Below are 17,497 nucleotides of genomic sequence, written 5' to 3' on the forward strand. Positions count from 1 at the left end.
CGACGAGGCTTTGCAACGAAACCAGCCGCCCGAGTCCGTCGATGCGCGGCTCGCGAGGGACTTGTTTAGCGCTTCTCAAGCATAGCCGAGTGGCCTTGCGGCAAAATCGTGGCATGGCCCGCCCCCCGAAGAATCCACGTCCGGTCGTCGACGAACCGTCGAAGACGCAGCTCAAGAAGAACATGCACGCGCTGCAGGAGCTGGGCGAAACCCTCACCACGCTAAGCCGTGATCACCTCGATCAGCTCGATTTGCCCGAAGCCCTGCGCGACGCGCTCGACGAGCTGGAACGCGTGGGCAAGCACGAAGCGCGGCGCCGGCACATGCAGTTCATCGGCAAGCTGATGCGCGACGTGGACCCGGAGCCGATCCGCGCCCAGATTGATCGCTGGGAAACCGGCACCCGGGCCAACAAGACCGCGTTCAAGGCCAGCGAGCGCTGGCGCGAGCGGCTGATCGCCGAACCCGATGCGCTGAGCGAGTTCCTCACGGCGCAGCCCGAGGTTGACCGCGAGGAGCTGGCAACCCTGATCGGCAAGGCTCGCACGCAGGCGGCGCGTGGCGAGGCGCCAGCGGCATCACGGCAGGTGTTTCGCGTGGTCTATCGCGCGATGACAAAAATCTGAACAGTAAAACGGCGGGCTGGCAACGTGTTTGACGCAGTAAAAATTGGGGTTGTCTCCATTTCCGATCGCGCCTCCACTGGCGTCTACGAGGACAAGGGCATTCCGGCGTTACAGGAGTGGCTGGGCGCCGCACTCAGGAATCCGGTCAATTGGGCAACGCGGCTGATCGCTGACGAGCAGCCGCTGATCGAATCAACGCTGGTGGAGCTTTGCGACGTCGAGCACTGCGATCTGGTGCTCACTACCGGCGGCACCGGACCGGCGCGACGCGACGTCACGCCGGAAGCCACGCTGGCGATTGCGCACAAGGTGATGCCGGGCTTCGGCGAGCAGATGCGGCAGATCAGCCTGCACTTTGTGCCGACCGCGATCCTGTCACGGCAGGTGGCGGTGATCCGCAGTAACGCGCTGGTGATCAACCTGCCGGGCCAACCCAAGAGCATCAGGGAGACGCTGGAAGGGCTGCGCGATGCCGACGGCAAGGCCAGCGTGCATGGCATCTTCGCTGCGGTGCCCTATTGCATCGACCTGATCGGCGGCCCCTACATCGAAACCAACGACACCGTCTGCAAGGCGTTCCGTCCGAAAAACGCGATCCGGCCGGCGCCAGCAGCGTCGAATTGAACGCCGCGCACCGGTATCAGCTTTTCCGCGAAACCCCCATTTCAACTGGGCTGTCAGCCACAATTACCCAAAACTCGACTTTTATCGATTTCGGTTATTTAGCCCACATCCAATGGGGGTCTGATCAAAAAGTTGCTAGCGCCAGTGACCGGGTACCCAGTAGTGCCCGCGGTAGTCACGATGCCAGTAGCCGGTGTTCCATGTGCGGTAGCCGGCTGGCGGCAAGGTCCAGTGCCCACGGTTCCACAGGTAGCGGCCACCCACCCAGCTGTAGTAGCCGCCAATCCACACATAGCCAGCACCGGGCGTCGCCGGGATCGGCTCCACATAGGCGGCCGGCGGCGGCGTATCGACATAGACGATCGGGCCAGGCACCCGCGCTGCAACGACGCAGCCGGTGAGTACGGCGGCGGCGGCAACGCTGAGCAGTATCGAGCCGAGCGGGCGAATGGACAGGGGTGAAATTGAACGAATGCGCATGAGGGCCTCCTGTGCGGGGCATTTCCCGCGTTGACTCCCTGCCAACGAACGGCGTCAACGCGAGGTTGACGCCAGATACCACTGTTACTTTTGCTTACGCAGATTGGTCGAAATTGCGAACGGCTGCCATTCGCGCAGACCGCTGACGCGACACGTCGCCACCACCAGCGTTGCCAGCAGCAGCGCGGCCATCGCGTTGTGCGCAGTGGCCAGCACGATCGGCTGGTCGAGCAACACCGTGGCGATCCCGATGCCGATCTGAGCCAGCAGCACCAGCTTGATCAGGATTGCCTGCTGCCTGAGCGCGGCGTGCGCGCGCATCAGCGCCAGCGCTGCTGCGATCACGACGACGGTGGTGATCAGCGCTCCCCAGCGATGCGCCCAGTGAATGGCACGCAATGCCTCTATCGACAGAAAGCTGCCATCTGGATTGCGCCCCAGCGCGCGCGCGAATGCAAATCCCTCGGCCCAATCCACCTGCGGCGTCAGGCTGCCGTTGCAGCCAGGGAAATCGGCACAGGCAAGCACTGCGTAGTTGGTGCTGACCCAGCCGCCCAGAAATATCTGCACCGTCAGCACGGCGAGCGCCAGCCAAGCCAGCACGCGAGTACGGCCGGATACAGCCACCGTCATCGCCCGGGTGTCGCCCTCGCGCTGTCGTTGCCGCGTCCAGAACCAGAGCAGCATCGCCAGCAGCAGCATGCCGCCCATCAGGTGCGCCGTCACCACGATGGGCATCAGTTTCAGCGTGACTGTCCACTTACCGAACATACCCTGCGCGATTACCACGACCAGCAACAGCGCCGGCCAGTACCAGTTCACCGGTGTCGCAGCATCAGTCAGTGTTGCGCCGGAACGGCGGCGCTGCGCGAGCAGCGCCCGCACGAACATCACCAGGATCAGCGCACCGATGAACGACGCCAGGTAGCGATGGAGCATCTCGATCCACGCCTTGCCGTGGCTCACCGGCCCGTGCGTACCGCCCTGCTCGGCAATCGCCTGATTGATCTGCGCACTGGCCTGTGCTGGCAGCAACTGGCCATAGCAGCCGGGCCAGTCCGGGCAGCCAAGGCCGCTGTCGGTCAGACGGACAAAGCCGCCGAATACGATCAGGTCGAAGGTGAGGAACGCGACCAGTGCGACCAGTCGCCCCCAGCGCAAGCGGAAGCCAAACCAGAGCGCCAGCAGCAGCAGCGCCACCCACATGATCGCGTTGACCGTGGACAGCGAGAATTGCCAGATGATTGGCTCGGACGAAGGCATGGGCAGTTCGGTGTGTGCAGCCTGCAGGCGAGGCAAACCGCAATTTTAGGCGCGGCCAACACAGCACGGGCACGCGCGCGTTCCGCCCCTCACCCGCGGCGGTCAGCGCCACCCTGGTAGTAAACCCGCTTCGCCGCGTACATGGCATCGTCCGCCGCCCGCAGGGCGCGATCAAGCTCGCCGGCGCGCTCACAGACGGCGGTGCCAATCGAGAATGACAGCGCCGGTCCCTGGTAGAACTGGTTGTTCAGCTCGACCACGAGTTTCAGGCTCTCCATCAGGGTCGCCATTTCGATGGCGGTGTGACGCGGCAGCAGGCAGGCAAATTCATCACCCCCAACCCGGGCTACCTGCGCGGTATCGCCCAGGGCTTTCTTCAGCGCTTCGCCCGCACGACGCAGCAGGGCATCGCCAGCGGCGTGACCAAACTCGTCGTTGGCACGCTTGAGGCCGTTCAAATCGACGGCCAGCACACCCACCGGGAACGGTCCACGGCGGTTGAGCCGGGCGATTTCATCGTCGTAGAAAGCGCGGTTGCGCAGCTTGGTCAGCGCATCGTGCTTGCCGAGGAATTCAAGGTAGGACTCTGCCTTCTTGCGTGCCGTAATGTCGGTCAGTGCAACCTGCACCAGATCCCAGTCTGCCTCATGGCCCGGCAGCACCGCCCATTGCATGTGCAGATTGATGGCATCGCCGCGCAGCGAGTAGTTAAGCGTTTCGCGCGACTGGAACAGATTGCCATGCCAGCAGTCGAGCAGTTGCTCGGCGAACGAACGCCCCATTTCATCGCGAAAGATCTCCGGCAGCCGCGCCAGCAGCTCGTCCTTGCTGCTCGCGCCAAACAGGTTGAGGGTCTGGCGGTTGACATCCACGACGCGAATACGCTCCATGCAGGACTGCACAAACTCGGGATGCACGTCGACAAAGGTGCGGAAGTCGGTAATGCCCTGCTCGCGCACATCATCGAGCAGCGATTTCACCTCGCTGAAGTCTTCCACCCACAGCGATACCGGCGACAGGTCAAACAGCCCCCGGGCATAGGCCTCGTTGCTGGCGGCCGCCTGCCGCGCCCGCTTCTCGGCAGTGAAGTCCTCGATCGCCATCAGCATGCGATCCCACGGGCGGGCCGCATCAGCCAGCCGGTTGACGTTGAGCCGGATGTCGAGGCGGCTGCCATCGAGTGCGTAGTTGATGGTCTCGGTGCGATAGGACAGAGCCCCGTTCCACAGCTGGCTGATTTCAGCGATCGCCGCGTTCTGGTCGCTGTTGTCGAAAATGCGGTCGCCGGCCGCCAGCAGCGCATCGAGATCCTTTGCGCCGTAGAGATCAAGGGTGCGCTGATTGACCTTGAGCACCCGAATTCGCGAAAAATACTTGCCGATCGCTGCCGGATCGTCGGTCAGGAAGCGGCGAATGTCGGTCACGCCGTCGCTGCGCCACGATTGCAGCAGCTCGTAGACCCCGCTGAAGTCCTCCAGCCAGAGTGACACGGGCGCCAGATCAAAGAGCGGATCGGGAGCAGCGGGATCAGTGGATGAAGCAGACGACAACATCGCGCCATTGTCGTCGTGGTCATGGCGAAAGACAACCGGGAAAGTACGGCCCCATAGAATCAGGGCATGCGTCTCTTCCGTCTGGCAAAAATTGTTGCCGTCTTTCATCGCTACGGGCTCGACGAGTTCGTGCTGCACGATGCTCCCAATCCCCTGCTGCGCGGCCTCGGCAAACTGCTCGGTGCGCGCAGCCACAGCATGCCGCGCGGCGAGCGGCTGCGCCGTGCGCTGGAGTCACTGGGCCCGATCTTCGTCAAATTCGGGCAGGTGCTGTCCACCCGGCCCGATCTGATCCCACCCGACATCGCCAGCGAACTCTCGCGGCTGCAGGACCGCGTGCCACCGTTTCCGGCCGAGGACGTGCGCCGCGTGCTCGAGGCCGCCTACGGCCGCCCGGTCGAGCAGGTGTTCGCCAGCTTCGACTGGCAACCCGTGGCCAGCGCCAGCGTGGCGCAGGTGCATTTCGGCTCGATCCAGCTCAAGGAGGGTGATACCTTCGAATCACGCGAGGTCGCCATCAAGGTGTTGCGGCCCAACATCAAGCCCGTGATCGAGAGCGACATGGCGCTGTTGCGTGTGCTCGCCGGCTGGGTTGAAAAGTTCAGTGCCGATGGCCGGCGCCTGAAGCCACGCGAAGTGGTCGCCGAGTTTGACAAATATCTGCACGACGAACTCGATCTGGTGCGCGAAGCCGCCAACTGCTCACAACTGCGCCGCAATTTCGCCGGCTCGCCGCTGCTCTACATGCCCGAGGTGCACTGGGACTGGTGCGAGCAGAACGTGATGGTGATGGAGCGCCTGCACGCGACGCCGGTGAGCCAGGTGGATACCCTGCGCGAGGCAGGTGTTGACATCAAAAAGCTCGCGCGCGATGGCGTGGAAATCTTCTTCACGCAAGTGTTCCGCGATGGTTTCTTCCATGCCGACATGCATCCGGGCAATATCGCCGTGCGCACCGATGCGGCGCATCTGGGCCAGTATGTCGGTATGGACTTCGGCATCGTCGGCACGCTGACCGATGTTGACCGCCGCTATCTCGCGGAGAACTTCCTTGCGTTCTTCCGTCGCGACTACCGCCGGGTGGCGACGGCGCACATCGAATCAGGCTGGGTACCGCCGGGCACCCGCGTGGACGAGCTGGAAAACGCCGTTCGCAGCGTCTGCGAACCGATCTTCGACCGGCCGCTGGCCGACATCTCGTTCGGCAAAGTGTTGATGCGGCTGTTTCAGGTGTCACGCCGCTTCAACGTCGAGATTCAGCCGCAGCTGGTGCTGCTGCAAAAGACGCTGCTGAACGTGGAAGGGCTTGGTCGCCAGCTTGATCCCTACCTCGATCTCTGGGCCACAGCGCAGCCATTCCTCGAAAAATGGATGCGCGATCAGGTCGGCCCCGAGGCGATTGTGAAGCGCCTGACCGAACAGGCACCTTATTTGTCGTCGGCGCTGCCGCAGTTGCCAAGACTGATTCATCAGGCGCTGGAGCGGCGCGCCGAGCCGCCGGCACCGGTCATCATCCACACGCGGTCACTGTGGACCAACGTCTGGCTCGCCATCATCGCTTTCTGCCTGCTGGCCATTCTGGGCACGCTGTGGATATCGCTGCTGCTGGAATGAATCACGGCGCGGCAGACGAATGACGCCGCTGTCGCTCGATCAGCCTTGGGGACGCGGCTATCGCGTCTCCCATGAGCACGCATACGCTGGCGACGCGCCGCTTCCGACTTCAAACTTCCTGCCACGCGGCCTGGGTCGCAGCTATGGCGATCTTTGCGTCAATGACGGCGGCACCTTGCTGCACAACTTCCGGCGTGACCGGCTGCTAGCGTTCAACAACGTAAGCGGTGTGCTGAGTTGTGAGAGCGGCGCGACACTGGCCGATATCGCCCAAGTGATGTTGCCGCGCGGCTGGTTTCTGCCCGTCGTGCCCGGTACGCGCTACGTAACGGTGGGCGGCGCAATTGCCAACGATGTGCATGGCAAGAATCATCACGTTGCGGGCAGCTTTGGCGGCTTTGTCGAATCGTTGACACTCGCTCGTAGCGATTGCGCCACTGCCGTTCGTATTTCGCCCGACCACCCGCGATTCGCAACAACTGTCGCCGGTTTGGGCCTAAGCGGGCTGATGCTCGACACTGATATTCGACTCAAACGAATCCCCGGCCCCGGCATCGAGCAGGAGATTCGTCTCTTCGGCGGCAGACGCAGCGGCGCCGGTATTGACGGCTATCTCGAACTCGACGCCGACAGCAAGCCGTGGGAATACACCGTTGGCTGGATCGACACGCTGGACCGTGATCTGCGCGGCGTGTTCTTTCGTGGCCGACATTGCGACGGTCCCGACGAATGGCTCGCGCCGCAACCGGCGCGACTCACGGTGCCAATCGATGCGCCGCAATGGGTGCTCGGCCGCTGGAGTGCCAGGGCCTTCAACGCGCTGTACTACCGGCTGCACGCGACCAAGACCGCGCAGCGATCGGTGATCCCGATCTGGCCGTTCTTCTTCCCGCTCGACGCCGTGAACGGGTGGAACCGCGCCTATGGCCGCCGCGGCTTCATCCAGTATCAGTTCGTGGTGCCCACGCTGGCAGCACGCGAGACAGTGCCGCGAATCCTCGCGCATCTGCGCGAGGCGGGCGTGGCCAGTTACCTCGCCGTGATCAAAACGTTCGGCGATGTACCCTCGCCCGGCATCATGAGCTTCCCGATGGCGGGCACCACGGTTGCGCTCGATATCCCGGCGCCCGATGAACGTGACCGCCGTGCGCTGGATCGGGCTGATGCGATGGTCGCCGATGTCGGCGGTCGCGTCTACCCGGCCAAGGACGCGCGCATGTCAGCGGCGATGTTCCAGCGCTTCTTCCCGCGCTGGCGCGAGCTGGAGGCCGCGCGCGACCCGGCGATCTCGTCGTCGTTCTGGCGCCGCGTCACTGCAGATGTTCATCAGAAAGGACCGCAGACATGAGCGGCAACATTGCGTCGACAGCAAAGTCAACGACGGCGGCAACAGCGCGCGAAGTTGTAGTAGTCGGTGCCACCTCCGCCGTTGCCCAGTCGGCAATCCGGCTGTGGGCAGCACGCGGCGCAACGCTGGCACTGGTCGGGCGCAATCAAGATGCGCTGGATCGCGTGGCGGCAGATGCGCGCATGCGTGGCGCAGCGTCGGCCAGCACCCATGCCGGCGATCTTGCTGACCTTGTCTTCATCGAGAGCCTCTGCGCGACCACAACGCCGGCCGTTGCGCTGGTCGCGCACGGCAGTCTCACCGATTCAGCGCATGCCGAAACCAGCGCCGAATATCTTGACTACGAGCTCACACTCAATTTCGTCAGCGCCGCGCAGTGGGCGCAGCGGCTGGCACTTGCATGCGAGCGCGCGGGCGGCGGCACGGTGGTGGCGATTTCCTCCGTCGCGGGTGATCGCGGGCGCGGCAGCAACCACGCCTACGGCGCCGCCAAGGCGGGGCTCACCGCGTTCTGCTCGGGCCTGCGTGCGCGTATGGCCACGCGCGGCGTGCACGTCGTCACCGTCAAGCCGGGTTTCATCGATTCGCCGATGACCGCGCACATCACAAAGAAAGGCGCCCTGTGGGCCACGCCCGAAGCCATCGCCGAAGGCGTCCTGAAAGCGATCGACAGGCAGCGCGACGTGGTCTATCTGCCGGGATTCTGGGCATTGATCATGCTGATCATCAAGCATGTACCCGAGCGGATTTTCAAACGACTGAAGTTCTGACCACGATGCCCGGAACTTGCCGCGCTACGCCTGCCCTTCCGGTGACCCAACGAAGTGGTGCACGTGACCGCGATGGTTTTCAATCCACTGCGGCGCCAGCGAGCCGATCAGCATCCCGGTCAGTGACGCAAGGACGCCCGCGAGCTGCTGCGGGAACGCCTCCCCCCAACCCGGCAACAGCATGACGGCGAGCCAGACCAGCACGCCGAGAATGATCGATGCGATCGCGCCTTGCGTGGTGGCACGCTTCCAGTAGAGGCCAAAGACCAGCGGGACAAAGGCGCCGACCAGCGTCACTTGATACGCACCGGACACCATGTCGTAAATCTTGGTGCCGCGCGATGCCATCGCGTAGCCAAGTACCATGACCGAAAACACCAGCACGGCGATGCGCATGGCTTTCAGTGTCTGCTGGTCACTCATGTGTTTGTTCCAGTGCTTGTAGACGTTTTCGATGAACGTCACACTTGGCGCAAGCAGAGTCGCCGACGCACAGGACTTGATGGCGGAAAGCAGCGCGCCGAAGAAGATGACCTGCGCCACGAACGGCATGTGTTCGAGCACCAGCGTGGGCAGGATCTTTTGCGTGTCGCCTTTCAGCAACTCGGCGGTCTGCTCGGGCATGATGATCAGCGCAGCCACCACCAGGAACATCGGCACGAAGGCGAACAGCAGGTAGCAGATGCCGCCGATCACGGGGCCGCGCGTGGCAGCCTTGATGTCCTTGGCGGACATCACGCGCTGGAACACGTCCTGCTGCGGAATCGAACCGAGCATCATGGTGATTGCTGCGGCGAAGAAAAAGATCATGTCCTTCGCGTTCGGCTCCGGGAAGAAGCGGAACATGTCCTTGCTCTGCGCGTAGTCGATCACCTTGTCGGCGCCGCCGGCCATGTGGCCGGCCATGACGGCAATGATGGACAGCCCCACGACCAGCACAATCATCTGGATGAAGTCGGTCAGCGCCACGCTCCACATGCCACCGAACAGCGTGTAGATCAGGATGGAGGCAACCCCGATCACCATGCCCCATTCGAAGCTGATGGCGCCATGCGAGAGGATGTTGAACACCAGACCGAGGGCCGTGACCTGCGCCGCGACCCAGCCGAGATAGCTCAGCATGATGATGATCGAACAGAGGATTTCCACCGATTTGCCGAAGCGCTGACGGTAGTAATCGCTGATGGTGAGCAGCGTCTGCTTGTAGAGCTTCGCGGCGAAGAACAGGCCGACGAAAATCAGGCAGAACGAGGCGCCGAATGGGTCCTCAACCACGGTACCCAGATTACCCTGCACGAACTTGGCGCCGATGCCCAGCACCGTCTCGCTGCCGAACCAGGTCGCGAACGTCGTGGTAACGATCATGATCAGCGGCAGATGGCGACCGGCAATGGCGTAGTCCGCCGTGTTCTTCACCCGCTTCGCCGCCCACAGGCCAATACCGATCGTCACCAGCAGATAGAGAAAAACGAACGCAAGCAGCATGCCTTACCCCTGAATCGCCTCAATTACCGCAGAGGCCGGATGACGTTCAGCGCGCCCGGCCCGGCGCCATGCGGCACACCGCCGCCAGCGCTCGAATTTTGAACAGGCGCAAGTGTACGGGTTTGCGCGCCGCTACAATTCGCATCCGGACATGCAGATTGCATGCCCACCAACGCTAGGGGTGCTCGGCGGCGCAAGCCACCGGGCTGAGATGACACCCTGGAACTTGATCAAGGTAATACTTGCGCAGGGAAGCGTCGCAGATATCAGTCCGCACCGTTTCTGGTCGGGCCATTCGTGCACTTGACCCTGCCGTCGATTCAGGACTTTCGATGGCAACTACTTTCACTCCCTCCCCCATCACTGCCGTCGCGGCGGCTGTCGCCACTGCGCTCGCCACCACGAACGCAGTCGGCCAGACGACCACATCGTCACCGCAGCGCGTGGACACCGTCACCATCACGGCCAAATCGGCACCGGTGCTCGACATCGACAACGCCGATGTCGGTGGCTTCAGCGCGCCGCTTGCCAAGACGCCGCAAAGCGTTACCGTGATCGGCGCCGATCTGCTGGCGGGCACCGCGACGCAATCACTGTCCAACCTGCTCAAGCTGGATGCCTCACTCGCCGACGCTTACAACACTACGGGCTACATCGAAAGCCTGTCGGTACGCGGCTTTCTGCTTGATCAGGCCGGCAACTTCTGTCGCAATGGCCTCGCCATTTCGAACTACGCGCCCATTGCACTGGAAAACAAGGAACGCATCGAAGTGCTCAAAGGGGTCGCCGGTTTGCAGTCGGGCGTGTCGGCGCCAGGCGGCCTGGTGAACTATGTCACCAAGGCTCCGCTCAGGGACGCATTCACCACCGCGACGCTTGCCACCGACGAACGCGGCGGTGCCAGGGTGCATGTGGATAGCAACGTGATGCTCGGCAGCATCGGTGCGCGCCTGAACGTGGCAGCTGAACGCCTGCGCAACCAGTTTGATCGCGCCGGTGGCGACCGCCAGTTTGCCAGCCTCGCGCTGGCGACCCAACTGTCAGCGCAAACATCGCTGAGTGCGGACTTTGAATATCACCGCAAGAGCCAGCCGTCGGTCCCCGGCCTCGGCCTGCTGGATCGCGACGGTGATGGCGGCGGCGACACCCTGCCCGCGCCCGTCAATCCGCGACTCAATCTGAACAACCAGTCATGGTCCCTGCCGTTCCAGGCGAAGGTCACTACGGCAGAACTTGCTCTCAAGCACCGCTTCAATGCCGACTGGAGCGCCCGTGTCGCAGCGAATGTGCAGCAATCGCGCATCAATGATCGCCTGGCCTTCCCGGATGGCTGCTCCAACGCACCAACCTACGTGTATCCCGGCCTCTGCGCCAACGGCGATGTCGATGTGTATGACTTCCGTAGCGAAGGCGAAAAGCGCAAGGTGGCAAGCTGGGACGCATCGGTTGCCGGGCGCTTCAATGCCCTGGGCGTACGCCATGACGCGCGTTTCGGCCTGTCTGGCCGCAGCGTGCGCAATGATCTGCCGCCGACGCAGGCCTACAACTACGTCGGCAGCACCAACATCTTCGCCCCGGTCGCACTGCCGGCGGACCCTTCGCTTACCGAACTCAACACCAACAGTCGCGAGCGCGCGGTAGAGGGCTACGCGTCGCTGCAGAGCGATCTGGGCGCGCAATTGCAGTCGTTTGCGGGCGTGCGTGTGTCCCGCCTGCATCGCGCCAGCGAGCGAAGCGATGGGTCGCGCGCGGTTGCCTACGATCAGACGGTCGCCACACCCTGGGCCGGCCTCGCCTGGTCGCCTTCCAGCGCCACCATGCTCTATGCGTCGTGGGGCCAGGGCGCCGAGCTGGAGGCGGTGCCGAACCGGCCGTCGCGCTTTGTGAACTACGGCGAAGCGCTGCCGGCGCTCAAGAGCAAGCAGGTCGAGATCGGTGGCAAGTGGCAGTTGAATCCGCGCATGCTGCTAACCGCCGCTGCGTTCAGTATCGACAAGCCTTACGCTGACGACGTCGCGACAACGAGCGGGATTCCGCGCCGCGTTGCTGGCGGCAAGGAAGCGCGCCACCGTGGCGTCGAACTTGCCGCGACTGGCCGCCTCGACGAAGCGCTTTCGCTGCAGGCGAGCCTGATGCTGCTCGACGCGAAGTACACCCGCGCGGTTGATCCGGCACTCGTCGATCAGCGCGTGACCAACGTGCCGCGCAGCAAGGCATCGCTGTTTGCCGATTACAAGGTCGCCGCCGTCCCCGGCCTGGCGCTCAACGCACTCGCCACGTACGAATCCGGCAAGACTGCCACGGCGGACGGCAGCGTGGCGCTGCCCAGCGCGTGGCAACTGGATGCAGGCGTGCGCTATCAGGTCAAACTGGCCGGAAAGTCCACGCTGTGGCGGCTCAACGTGGAAAACCTGACCAATCGCGTTTACTGGCGGGAAGCGCCGACCACCTACTGGGGCGGCGTCTATCTCTTCCCATCGACGCCTCGTACCGTGCGGGCGAGTGTGACGGTGGACTTCTAGCCCATCGTTGACATTGCAGCGCCATGCTCGACACCGCCTTCACCCTGCTCGGCACCGCCGTCACCTGGCTGGAGGTGATCGCCTTCGTGCTGGCGCTGGCCAACATCGCCTGCAACGTGTTCGAGATCCACTGGGGCTGGCCGCTGACCATCATCGCCAGCGTCCTTTACGCATGGCTGTTCTACGCCAGCAAGCTGTATGGCGAGGCCGGTGTCAATGTCTTCTTTGCCGTGGCCGCGCTGTGGGGCTGGTGGCAGTGGCTGCGCGGTCATCGCGCCGGGTCGAGCGCGCCGCTCCGGATCGCGCGACTGGACTCGCAGGGCGTCGCAATCACGGTGGCCGGTTGGGCCGTCGCCTGGCTCGGCTGCGCGCTGCTGCTGCGCGCGATCACTGACTCCGACGTGCCCTGGGCCGACGGTTTCGTCACCGCCGGCAGCGTAGTGGGTACCGTGCTGTTGGGCCGCAAGTTCATCGAGAACTGGCCGATCTGGCTGATCGTCAACGCCGCCAGCGTGGCGCTATTCGCCTACAAGGGGCTCACGCTCACGGTGGTGCTGTACGTGATCTTTTTCGGCCTGGCGATCTGGGGCTGGATCGGCTGGCGAGAACGGCTGGCGCGCAGCGAAATGGTGTCACGATGACGCCCAAACTCATCTGCATTCTCGGTGCCGAAAGCACCGGCAAAACGACACTCGCGCAGCAACTGGCCGTGCACTTTGATTGCCCCTGGGTGCCCGAGTATCTGCGCGCGTTCTGCGATGAACGAGGCCGTACACCGTATCGCGATGAGCAGGCCCTGATTCTGGAGACGCAGCACGTCCACGAGCTGGTAGCAGCGGCCAAGGCGCGAGCCGCTGCGCCGCATGCTGCGGGTACGTCGGGACTGCCCTTTGTTTTCTGCGACACCGCGCCGCTGACCACGGCGATCTACAGCGACTATGTGTTTGGTGATGGCTCGCTCTACGCCCGCGCAAGAGCGTTGCACCAGCGCTACGCGCTGACGCTGCTCTGCATGCCCGATCTGGGCTGGGTGGCCGATGGTTTCCTGCGCGACAGCGCCGATGCGCAACTCAAAATCCACGACATGATGACGCGCGAGCTCACCACGCTCGGGCTGCCGTTCGCGCAGGTGAAGGGAGGCGGTAACTTGCGCCTTGATGAAGCAGTGAAGGCGCTGACGCGTTCGAGCTAGCAAATACGCGCGGGAGATGGGTCAAATTCGGATTGCCAGTTCACATTCGTGAATCGCCAACATAATCCTCGCGCGACCACCATGGAATCCAGCCAACTGGCGCTCGGCCCTTCAGCGCGACGAACAGAAACACCGTGAACAAATACACGGACCCGCCCATTGTCAGATACAGGCGAAGCGGCCAGTTGGAAGGCCAGCCTTCTTTCGCAATCGCAGCGGTTCCGCCAACAACCGCGACCAAAGCGAACGCGACAAAGACCCACGCCAAGCCACGAACTGCCGGGTGCACGCGCTGCCCGGACCATGGTGGACGACTGGAACTATTCACTGCAAACCTGCCCCGACGAGAACATTAAGCAGGCGATCCTACCGCGTTACAGGGCGATCGTCGAGCGCACGGGCCCTCTTGCAATCCCGCCGCCTGCGGCAAAATGCCCCGCATGGAAGCGTGGTTTGCGAGTGTGTTGCAGTGGCTGGCGTTGCCGCAGTTTGGACTGTCCACCGTGTTTGTCGTGGCACTGGTGTCGGCGACGCTGCTGCCCATGGGGTCCGAACCGGCGGTATTCGGCCTGATCAAGCTGAATCCTGAACTCTTCTGGCCAGCGATTCTGGTTGCCACAGCGGGCAACGCGCTCGGCGGCGCCATCAACTGGTGGATGGGTTTTGGCGCCAAGCGCGCCTATGAGAGCTACAAGCATTCATCGGTGCAGGCCAAGGCGCTGGCGTGGCTCGAACGGCTCGGCCCGCGGGCCTGCTTCTTTGCGTTCCTGCCCATCATTGGCGACCCGCTGGCCACCGTCGCAGGGTGGCTCAAGCTGCCGTTCTGGCCGTGCTTTCTGTGGGGCGGGCTCGGCAAATTTCTGCGCTACGTGGTGATGACGGCGGGCGCACTGTGGATCTGGCCGGGGCAATTTCAGATCGGTTAGCGGCGCGCACCAGGCATCAGCTCGGTGCTGAGATGCCCATTCGATAAGGGCTCAGCCTGCGATTTGGCACAATGTCGACTTTGCCATGAAATTTGCATTGAGCCCTCGTCCAATGGTCTTTTCAGAAGAAAGCTGATGGAGCTGATGGTGAAGATCGCTATTTCGGCGCGCTGACTCCCGCCTTTGCTTTTGCCGGCTGCAACTCGGCGGGCGCAATCAAATCCCGCAAGGTGCCCAGCGCGAGCGCCACAAAGGCCACCGCGCACAGGCGATAGGTCAGTTTGGCCCACTGCTGGCCGGAGCGGGCGAACAGGCGGTCCACAATGGCCGCACAGACGAACGCCCAGACCACCGATGACACCATGAAGCCGGCGAAGAAGATGCCGTAATCGGTGGCTGAAGGTTCGTGTACGCCGACAGCGCCCATCGCGCTGCCGAGCGCGGCCCAGTAGGCAATGTTCTGCGGGTTGGTGACCGAGAGCAGCACGCCGGCCCGCGTCGCCGAGCGCTGCGTGACACCGGCATCGCCGGCCACCAAGAACTCCACGCTCGCAGCCCGCCACGCATCACGGGCAAGCCACAGCAGATACAGCGTGCCCGCCACGCCAATCGGCCAGCGCAGCCAGTCGAGCTGCAGCAGGAGCCCGATGCCGACCAGTCCAAGCACCGCCCACAGCGCGTCACCGACCAGCGAGCCCAACTGCACCCCCAGTGCAGGTCGGTAGCCACCGCGCACGCCCTGACGCACCGTCTCGGCGAACACGGCACCAGGGGCGGCATTGAAGATCAGACCCAGAAGAAAGGCGGAGATGAACAGCGTGGTCATGGCAATGGGTAATGGCTTGGCTGGTATTTGCGCAGGCGTAGACCGGCCGCCCTGGCCGGATCGTCACCGAACGCCGGCCGACCGGTGACCGTCGCCAACGCGGCAACGGCCTTGCGACCTGCCAAGTACCCGCAAGCGCCATGCCGGGGTATCCGCACCAATTTCGGGCGCAAATCCGTCGCAGTCGCACCGGTCCGATTTGTTGGTTGTACGCTCAACTATGGAAAATGATTTGCAGCATCAGCAAACAATGACAAATGTCAATTTGCGATGCGCAAGCCGGTAATATTCGGCCCTGCATCAGGACATGAGACATCTTACATCGGATCATTCTTATGTCTATATCGTTGTAACTGTATGTCATCTACGCGCAAAACGCGCGATCCTGTTGGCGGCGAACCACGCTGCCCACCGCAAGACCAAAGCTGGAAATCCTGGCTGAAGAACGCCGACATCATGAAAAAGTGCTTGAAAGTTTCGACCGAAAACCTGCCTTCCACGCTACGGAAGCCGTTCGAGACGATCCTTGGTGTCGCGCAAACGCGGAGCATGGCCGACTGGAGTTTTGCGCCAGCGGCAAGTGCCGACCTCGTCTGCTGCGTGCCGGGCATGCTGGATGCGGACACCGCACAGGCGCGCAACCAGGTCCGCCTGTGGATTGCTTCGCAAAGTGACGCCGGGCCGCATCTGCGCGACGGTGACGTAGTTCTCGCCCCCGACAACATTCGCCTGGTCACCCTGCTGTCGGCGCTGGATATGGCTGCGCTGCGCCTGCTCGACTCGTCCATTTACCCACACCTCAACGATTCGCCAAGCCAGCAGGAGCAGCGCGCCGAACGCGCTGACAACCGCGGCAGTGACAACCGGCGCACCCGCTACTCGCTCAGTTACTGGCCGGTACTTTCCGGCAACTTCCGCTCACGCGCGTACCAGAACGCAGCCGCGATGCTGAGCAAGCGCGCGATGACAGTCACCGAGCTTGCCCGCGCCAGCGGCCTGAGCGAGCAATCTGCATCGGCGCTGGTGGATGAACTGGCGCGTGTGCGCGCACTCAAGGCGATATCGCGAACCGACGCCCGCGGGCGCAAGCCGGCAAGCCGGCTGGGCAGCCTGTTCGCCGGGCGCAGCGCTGACGGCAGCCGCAGTGGCGCTGCCAGTGCCGCCGCAAGTGGCAGCGGCTTCCTTGGCCGTGTGCGCGCCTGGTTGTCGGGTGCACACGCCTGATTGGCGACCAATCGTCATCCCGAAAACCGGAAGCAATAGCCTTGTCCAGCGCACCCCGCATTGTCCTGTTCGGTCCGATGGGGATCGGCAAATCGACCGCCATCCGCACGCTTTGCGGTGAGCTGGCGGTCGATTGCGATGTGCCCAATCTTGACCTTGCCACATCAGCCAAAGAGACCACCACGGTCGGCGCTGACTACGGCGTCATTCACCTCGCCGAAGGGCAGGAGTTGCACATCTACGGCAGCCCCGGTCAGGAGCGCTTTGCCTTCATGCGAGAGTGGCTGATGTCGCTGGCGGTCGGTGCGGTCATCCTGGTCGATCTGGCTGATCACGGCGCGCTCGACAGCGCGCTGACGCTGATCCGCGAGGCCGAAGCCTCAGCAACCAGTCCGGTGGTGGCCGTAGTCATCGCGCGACCGGCCAGCGAGGAGCAGATTCAGGCGTTCGCGCAGACGCTGTCGACCCACGCTGATGCACCAGTGCCGGTGCTCAGCGCCGATGTTCGCGACCGCGAGCAGATGCTCGATGTGCTCTCGCTGCTGTTCTCGATGATCAGCGTCGAGCTGGAAGAACCGTCGGAGGATGCATCCCATGTCGACTAACAATCACGCAGGCAGCGCGGCCGCCCTGGCCATGACCATGAAAATTCCACCCGACAAGATCGCCCGTCTGACTGCCGAGTTCCACCGCTTTGCTGGCGAGCAACCCGATCTGCGCGCGTCGATGCTGGCAACCATCGACGGCTTCGAGATCGCATCGCACTGCCCGGATCAGAGCTTCCGTTCGCAGAACCTCGCCGCGATGGCGAGCTCGCTGGCTGCCATCTCGCGGGCAATCACCAAGGAAGTGGCATTTGATGGCTGTGACCGCATGCTGCTCGAATCGACCAGCGGCCGCATCGTCTTCCAGCCTGTGCAGGCGCTGGGCATCCCCTGTACGGTGTGTGTCGCCGTGTCCGCCGCGTCGCTGCTTGGTCGCACATTGTGGGCGCTGGATGCCTTTGTGGCGCACCTGAAACAACTGCCCGATAACTGACCGGCC

At 63.4% G+C, this 17,497-nt stretch carries 17 protein-coding genes and 1 riboswitch; of the genes, 12 read left to right on the forward strand and 5 right to left on the reverse strand.

The features are described from left to right. The first annotated feature begins 113 nt into the window (after positions 1-113). A complete protein-coding gene (yjgA, locus tag FKL89_RS13670; RefSeq protein WP_156863338.1) occupies positions 114-626 on the forward strand; it encodes a ribosome biogenesis factor YjgA in 513 nt (170 codons plus the stop codon). Positions 627-650: 24 nt separating this feature from the next. Then, positions 651-1,250, forward strand: coding sequence for a molybdopterin adenylyltransferase (mog, locus tag FKL89_RS13675; RefSeq protein WP_156863339.1), 600 nt, complete (start codon positions 651-653; stop codon positions 1,248-1,250). A gap of 135 nt (positions 1,251-1,385) precedes the next feature. Here mog and FKL89_RS13680 read toward each other — a convergent pair whose 3' ends face one another. The 3 genes from FKL89_RS13680 to FKL89_RS13690 all read right to left on the reverse strand — a co-directional run bounded on the left by FKL89_RS13680 (position 1,386) and on the right by FKL89_RS13690 (position 4,546). Beyond that, a complete protein-coding gene (locus FKL89_RS13680; protein ID WP_156864703.1) occupies positions 1,386-1,730 on the reverse strand; it encodes a YXWGXW repeat-containing protein in 345 nt (114 codons plus the stop codon). Between the two features lie 84 nt (positions 1,731-1,814). Then, a complete protein-coding gene (locus FKL89_RS13685) occupies positions 1,815-3,029 on the reverse strand; it encodes a COX15/CtaA family protein (protein WP_156863340.1) in 1,215 nt (404 codons plus the stop codon). Between the two features lie 53 nt (positions 3,030-3,082). Then, positions 3,083-4,546, reverse strand: a complete 1,464-nt coding sequence (locus FKL89_RS13690) for a sensor domain-containing diguanylate cyclase (protein ID WP_156863341.1) — start codon at positions 4,544-4,546, stop codon at positions 3,083-3,085. A 66-nt stretch (positions 4,547-4,612) separates the two neighbouring features. Between FKL89_RS13690 and ubiB the strand changes: the two genes are divergently transcribed. Genes ubiB through FKL89_RS13705 form a run of 3 tightly spaced genes read left to right on the forward strand, consistent with a single transcriptional unit; the run spans position 4,613 to position 8,278 of the window. Beyond that, on the forward strand, positions 4,613-6,160 hold the full coding sequence (ubiB, locus tag FKL89_RS13695) for a ubiquinone biosynthesis regulatory protein kinase UbiB (protein WP_156863342.1): 1,548 nt from the start codon (positions 4,613-4,615) through the stop codon (positions 6,158-6,160). 19 nt (positions 6,161-6,179) lie between these two features. Further along, the gene (locus tag FKL89_RS13700; protein ID WP_156863343.1) at positions 6,180-7,508 is read left to right on the forward strand and encodes an FAD-binding oxidoreductase; all 1,329 of its coding nucleotides are present in this window, start codon (positions 6,180-6,182) and stop codon (positions 7,506-7,508) included. Continuing rightward, a complete protein-coding gene (locus tag FKL89_RS13705) occupies positions 7,505-8,278 on the forward strand; it encodes an SDR family oxidoreductase (protein ID WP_156863344.1) in 774 nt (257 codons plus the stop codon). The genes FKL89_RS13700 and FKL89_RS13705 overlap by 4 nt, the downstream gene beginning before the upstream one ends. Positions 8,279-8,302: 24 nt before the next feature. On the opposite strand, the gene FKL89_RS13710 is transcribed toward FKL89_RS13705, so the two are convergent. Further along, complete coding sequence (locus FKL89_RS13710) at positions 8,303-9,763, reverse strand: high affinity choline transporter 1 (protein ID WP_156863345.1); 1,461 nt, start codon at positions 9,761-9,763, stop codon at positions 8,303-8,305. Positions 9,764-9,930: 167 nt separating this feature from the next. Beyond that, positions 9,931-10,033: riboswitch (TPP riboswitch) on the forward strand. Positions 10,034-10,095: 62 nt separating this feature from the next. On the opposite strand from FKL89_RS13710, the gene FKL89_RS13715 reads away from it, so the two are divergent. The 4 genes from FKL89_RS13715 to FKL89_RS13730 all read left to right on the forward strand — a co-directional run bounded on the left by FKL89_RS13715 (position 10,096) and on the right by FKL89_RS13730 (position 14,403). Then, the gene (locus FKL89_RS13715) at positions 10,096-12,285 is read left to right on the forward strand and encodes a TonB-dependent siderophore receptor (RefSeq protein ID WP_156863346.1); all 2,190 of its coding nucleotides are present in this window, start codon (positions 10,096-10,098) and stop codon (positions 12,283-12,285) included. A 23-nt stretch (positions 12,286-12,308) separates the two neighbouring features. Further along, the gene (gene pnuC / locus FKL89_RS13720) at positions 12,309-12,926 is read left to right on the forward strand and encodes a nicotinamide riboside transporter PnuC (protein ID WP_156863347.1); all 618 of its coding nucleotides are present in this window, start codon (positions 12,309-12,311) and stop codon (positions 12,924-12,926) included. Beyond that, positions 12,923-13,477, forward strand: coding sequence for an AAA family ATPase (locus FKL89_RS13725; RefSeq protein ID WP_156863348.1), 555 nt, complete (start codon positions 12,923-12,925; stop codon positions 13,475-13,477). Before pnuC ends, FKL89_RS13725 begins: the two co-directional genes overlap by 4 nt. Before the next feature lie 440 nt (positions 13,478-13,917). After that, positions 13,918-14,403, forward strand: a complete 486-nt coding sequence (locus FKL89_RS13730; RefSeq protein WP_156863349.1) for a YqaA family protein — start codon at positions 13,918-13,920, stop codon at positions 14,401-14,403. 157 nt (positions 14,404-14,560) lie between these two features. Here FKL89_RS13730 and FKL89_RS13735 read toward each other — a convergent pair whose 3' ends face one another. Beyond that, positions 14,561-15,229, reverse strand: a complete 669-nt coding sequence (locus tag FKL89_RS13735) for a LysE family transporter (RefSeq protein ID WP_156863350.1) — start codon at positions 15,227-15,229, stop codon at positions 14,561-14,563. 468 nt (positions 15,230-15,697) lie between these two features. On the opposite strand from FKL89_RS13735, the gene FKL89_RS13740 reads away from it, so the two are divergent. From FKL89_RS13740 to FKL89_RS13750, 3 genes are read left to right on the forward strand one after another with little or no spacing between them, the layout of a single operon-like run. Continuing rightward, positions 15,698-16,453: a helix-turn-helix domain-containing protein gene (locus FKL89_RS13740; RefSeq protein WP_156863351.1), complete on the forward strand. Its 756-nt coding sequence runs from the start codon at positions 15,698-15,700 to the stop codon at positions 16,451-16,453. Between the two features lie 41 nt (positions 16,454-16,494). Next, the gene (locus FKL89_RS13745; RefSeq protein WP_238363360.1) at positions 16,495-17,058 is read left to right on the forward strand and encodes a GTP-binding protein; all 564 of its coding nucleotides are present in this window, start codon (positions 16,495-16,497) and stop codon (positions 17,056-17,058) included. After that, positions 17,048-17,491: a roadblock/LC7 domain-containing protein gene (locus FKL89_RS13750; protein ID WP_156863352.1), complete on the forward strand. Its 444-nt coding sequence runs from the start codon at positions 17,048-17,050 to the stop codon at positions 17,489-17,491. Before FKL89_RS13745 ends, FKL89_RS13750 begins: the two co-directional genes overlap by 11 nt. Positions 17,492-17,497: the final 6 nt, after the last annotated feature.

Source organism: Casimicrobium huifangae, from assembly GCF_009746125.1.
Taxonomy (GTDB): Bacteria; Pseudomonadota; Gammaproteobacteria; order Burkholderiales; family Casimicrobiaceae; genus Casimicrobium; species Casimicrobium huifangae.